The sequence below is a fragment of the Sedimentibacter sp. genome (assembly GCF_033447055.1).
GTDB lineage: Bacteria > Bacillota > Clostridia > Tissierellales > Sedimentibacteraceae > Sedimentibacter.
The window spans coordinates 1-5,008 of record NZ_JAWQJF010000037.1 but is presented as its reverse complement, the minus strand read 5'-3'; the positions used below and the strand labels follow the sequence as shown (position 1 = coordinate 5,008).

General features: G+C 29.4%; 6 protein-coding genes. All 6 read right to left on the bottom strand.

The genetic code is table 11. From position 1 onward, the window contains the following. Positions 1-78 precede the first annotated feature (78 nt). Complete coding sequence (locus SA378_RS02435) at positions 79-1,239, bottom strand: D-alanyl-D-alanine carboxypeptidase family protein (protein WP_318524402.1); 1,161 nt, start codon at positions 1,237-1,239, stop codon at positions 79-81. A gap of 113 nt (positions 1,240-1,352) precedes the next feature. Further along, entirely contained in the window at positions 1,353-2,525 is a 1,173-nt protein-coding gene (locus SA378_RS02430) for a phosphopentomutase (protein ID WP_318524401.1), read from the bottom strand. Positions 2,526-2,666: 141 nt separating this feature from the next. Next, the gene (locus SA378_RS02425) at positions 2,667-3,542 is read right to left on the bottom strand and encodes a tyrosine-type recombinase/integrase (protein ID WP_318524400.1); all 876 of its coding nucleotides are present in this window, start codon (positions 3,540-3,542) and stop codon (positions 2,667-2,669) included. Further along, the gene (locus SA378_RS02420; protein ID WP_318524399.1) at positions 3,542-4,123 is read right to left on the bottom strand and encodes a hypothetical protein; all 582 of its coding nucleotides are present in this window, start codon (positions 4,121-4,123) and stop codon (positions 3,542-3,544) included. Before SA378_RS02420 ends, SA378_RS02425 begins: the two co-directional genes overlap by 1 nt. A gap of 74 nt (positions 4,124-4,197) precedes the next feature. Then, positions 4,198-4,731, bottom strand: a complete 534-nt coding sequence (locus SA378_RS02415; RefSeq protein ID WP_318524398.1) for an NUDIX hydrolase — start codon at positions 4,729-4,731, stop codon at positions 4,198-4,200. Between the two features lie 183 nt (positions 4,732-4,914). Continuing rightward, positions 4,915-5,008: sporulation initiation factor Spo0A C-terminal domain-containing protein (locus SA378_RS02410; RefSeq protein WP_318524403.1), on the bottom strand; the 94-nt coding region annotated here is incomplete at its 5' end.

The window sequence follows — 5,008 nt, the reverse complement described above, 5'->3', positions numbered from 1 at the left end:
TCTATTAAGTGATACAGTAAATCAAAAGGACCTTGAAATACATTTATATTTACGGAATACTCCATTTTTCATCCTCTGTTATTTTATGATGTTCTCTAATGTGTTTTTTAAATAAAATTTAATCAGACCTTCCTTTTCAACATTTTTTTCGGGATAAAGATTATATTCACCAAGAACCTGACCTTCTTTGTACAATATTGCTTTACCTATGGATACATCTTTGTCTAAAGGAGCTTTTAAATTTTTATCTATTACATATTCTAAATTAAAATCCTCAACCTTGCAATTACTTTCTGTAAAATAATATACATTTTCTTTACTTACAACATTAAAAGTGTCAGTCTTACCGCAAAAAACAGACGAAGTAATTATAGAATCACCTTTTTTGTGAAAAACAAGGTTTTTATAATTAGCAAATCCTTCATTAAGAAGTTTTTGAACTTCATTAAATCTAATTTTAGTAGTGTCACAACCCAATACTACGGCAATTAGTGTTGTATCATTTCTTCGGGCAGTTGCAGACAAACAATACTTAGCCTCATTTGTGAAGCCTGTCTTGCCGCCTAAAAGGCCGTCATAATTATTTATAAGTCTGTTTGTATTAACTAAAACCTGTTCTGAATCTTTTTCCTTACCCACATAAACAGAATCCATCCAAGTAAGCAGATATTCGTTAACATAATTATACTTCAGTAACTCTTTTGTCATAATTGCGATATCATTAGCTGTTGTTAAATGTTCAGGTTCTGGTAAACCTGTAACATTGACAAAATTTGTGTTACTCATTCCAAGTTCTTTAGCTTTATCATTCATTGCTTTTACACAACCTTCAACTGAACCGTATAAAAATTCTGCCATAGCAACAGATGCATCATTTGCAGAACGCATGGATATTGCTTTCAGCATGCTTTCAACATTCTGAGTTTCATATGCTTCTAAATATATTTGGCTTCCACCCATTCCAGCTGCATATTCTGAAACAGTTAATTCTTGTTCAAGAGTAACTTCTCCACTTTCCATTTTTTCTGATATTAACAATAGAAGCATTATTTTAGTAATACTTGCCGGTGGCATTTTGTCATTGCTGCTTTTTTCAAAAAGCACCCGACCGTCATCTGCATTTATTAAAATTGCAGAACGAGACTGCAAACTTTCAGCTTCAATGCCGTATACAGGAACTGATATTACATATGTCACCATAAGAACCAAAAAAAATAATACGGCTAAAAATTTCTTCATAAAAATTACCTCCTTTTTATGAATTATAATAACCATATTTTCCTAAACTATACGTTAGTTTAACTGCAAACATTTTGTCGAAATTATAGTAATTAAGTCTATTTCCTAGAAAATCATTTCAATATATTTCCCATAACACTGGTTCCTTCTAAATCATTTTCAATATTTAACATATCCAATATTGTTTTTCCTATGGATGCATATGTGTCAATTATTCCAAGGTTGTTATTTCCTTTAATATTTTTCCCGAAAATAATTAACGGTATATATTCCCTTGAATGATCAGTGCTTTCTGTTGTTGGATCACAACCATGATCAGCAGTTATTATAAGCACATCATCATCTCTGAGATTTTCAATAATTTCCGGAAGTCTATCATCAAAATATTTTAAGGCATCAGCATATCCCAAGACATTGTTTCTGTGGCCATAAATCATGTCAAAATCAACAAGATTAGTAAATATTAAGCCTTCAAAATTTTCTTTTATGGCAGAAATCGTTGCCTCGATGCCTTCATGATTATTTTTTGTATGATTTGATCTTGTTATTCCTTTATTGACAAAAATATCTTCTATCTTTCCAATAGCGTATACTTGTTTATTATTATTTTTTACATAATCAAGCAATGTGTCTTTTGGTGGAACTAAAGAAAAATCTTTCCTATTACTTGTTCTAGTGTAATTATTTTCATTTCCAGTAAAAGGTCTTGCAATAACTCTACCTACTCCATGTTCTCCTTGAAGCAAAACTCTTGCTGTTTCACATATTTTATAAAGTTCGTCAAGGGGGACTACTTCTTCATGTGCTGCTATTTGAAATACTGAATCTGCTGATGTGTAAACAATCAGGCTGCCAGTATCAACGTGTTCCTTGCCTAAAACTTTAATGATTTCAGTTCCTGATGCAGGATAATTTCCAATTGTTTTTCTTCCAACTTTTTTTTCGAATTCCTTTATAAAACTATCCGGAAATCCATTGGGATATGTTGGGAATGGTTGTTCCAATATTATGCCGCTTATTTCCCAATGACCTGTTGTTGTGTCTTTTCCTTTTGATTTTTCATTGCATTTTGCTACAGTACCTGTATAGCTGTCAGTTGAATTTATATCTTCAAATCCATTCATATGCAAAAGGCCAAGTTTTTCTAAATTTGGCAATGAAAAATTCTCAACATTTTTATATATGTTTTTTATTGTATTGCTGCCTACATCACCATAATCTGCTGCATCTGGCAATTCTCCTGCTCCAACGCTATCTAATACTATTAAAACTGCTCTATTTATCATATGCTTCTCCTATTTTTATTAATATATTTTTGTCATCCTGTATCCTTTAATCGTCTTGCGCATCGTTTTGCAATAATATCCTTCGCTTCTCTCAGGATAAGCGACTGACACCAAATCAAAGATTTGGGTCATCTGCTTATATTATACTCTCGGAAATGTCTTTTTAAACACTTCCAGAGATTTAAATTCTACACTGTTTAAATAATTTTGAGTTGCTGCAAAACTAGAAAGTCCCATTAATTCCTGTACTGTTTTTAAATCGGCACCGTGGGATAAAAGATGTACAGCAAAAGAATTTCTTAATATTTGAGGAGACAATTCTTTTTTAAAATTTACTTTCTTCTCGTAATATTTCAAGATTTTCCATATACCCTGTCTTGATATTGGTTCTCCCGAAATATTAATAAATAAAAATTCAACATCTTCTTTACATTTTATATTTCTGAAATTGTTCAAATAAGTTGTTATTGCATTCTTTGAATACTGACTCAGCGGAACAATTCTTTCTTTGTTTCCTTCAATATTAATAATGCCTGCATTTAAATTCAAATGGTTAACTTTTATATTGATAAGTTCAGTTACTTTTATTCCGGATGAATATAAGAGCTCGAGAATTGCACTGTCTCTACTCCCTTTGAATGTTGTTATATCTGCGAGTTTCATCAATTGTGTTATATCATCCTCAGATAATATAGCAGGTGTTTTTTTAATTTGTTTTGGACTGTGAATGCTTGTGGCAGGGTTATCATCAATTATTTTTTCCTTTTTTAAAAATTCAAAAAAGTTTTTCAATGCAGAAATAGTTCTAGATATAGTTGATGAACTTTTACCATGTTTTTGTAGATTTACAAGATATGTAAGTATTTGAGCTTTTTTTGTTTTGGATATATCCAGCCCATAATCATTTAATAAATAATCTTTAAAACTGTTGATATCATAAATATAGGAACTGACTGTATTTGCACTCAAATGTTTTGAATCTAGATATTGTTTATAAATTTTAATATTATTTTCCATTACCTCACCAACAATCTGCTTATTATTAATATATAATAGCTGTAGCCAAGACTGTATGCCACTACTATTAAAAGGTATATTAATGAAATTTTAATATAACTGCTTACAATTATATCAAATTTGTGGGAAATAGTCTCTATGTTTTTTGCCTTTTTTGTATATTTCGCTATGGAACTTGAAATAAATGTAAAATAAAACAAAAGTGGGAAGAGTATAAAATAATCTGTAAATGTAAGCATGAAATATTTCATGTCCATTTTTACAGTCCTTATTAAATATATTACTGATAATCCATAATAAATGCTGGTGAAACAAAACAAAGCATTTATTATTTTATTTTGACCTATGCAAGTCAACAAAATAATTGCTATAAAGTAAATTATATTTCTTTTTATTATAATTATTAAAATATCAATGTATTTCATTTTACTAATGATTTCATAATCTATAGTTGCATTGCTTGATTGCCCTGTTATAAAATAAACCAATGCAGACAATACAAGCGAAATGAAAAAGATTAATATTAATGTTAAGAATCTTTTATTTTCTGAAGCAACCAATTTCTTTAGTGTATTGTTCATAAAAAAAACCTCCTGTAAGCTTTATATAATATATGCTTGTACAGTAGGTTTAATTCTAATTTATAATTCAATAACTAGTTATTATATGTATTCATCCAATACAATAATCCTATTAATGTCTTGCTGTCAATTATTCGACCTGTTTCCATCATTTTTTTAACTTCTTCTTTACCCACAGATATTGTTTCAATAAATTCATCTTCATCAAATTTTGTAGATGAAAATGTCAAATTTTTGGCTTTGAACAAATAAATTTTCTCATTAGTAAATCCCGGTGAAGAATAGAACTCATAAATTTGATTTATCTCATCAGCTATGTATCCGGTTTCTTCTTTAAGTTCTCTTAAAGCACATTCTTCTGGTTCTTCTGCAATATTAATAAGACCTGCTGGAATTTCATATAAAAAATCTTCCACTGCTTTTCTATATTGCCTTACTAATAATATTTCATTTTTTTCATTTATAGCTATAATGGCTGATGCATTCTTGTGTTCAACAATTTCTCTTTTTGCATATTTCTGGTTTTCAAGTTCGACTGTATCAATTCTTAAATTTATTATTTTACCTTCAAAAATTTTTTCGCTCTTTACTGTTATTTCAGTATTCAAAATTGCCTCCTATGGATTATGTAATTGCAATTTTAACTAATTTTTAACATTTGCATTATAATTTTATCATCGACTAATTGTAATAATAATAAATGTTTTTGTCAAGCCTAATTATGAAATATACATAAGCTGCTCCTTGCAAAAGCAAGGAGCAGTAATTAACAATTAAAATTTCTGTATACTTTATGAAACCCGCTGTTCAAGACGAAGTTTGTCTGCTATCATTGCAATAAACTCACTGTTTGTTGGTTTTCCTTTATTATTATGAATCGTGTAC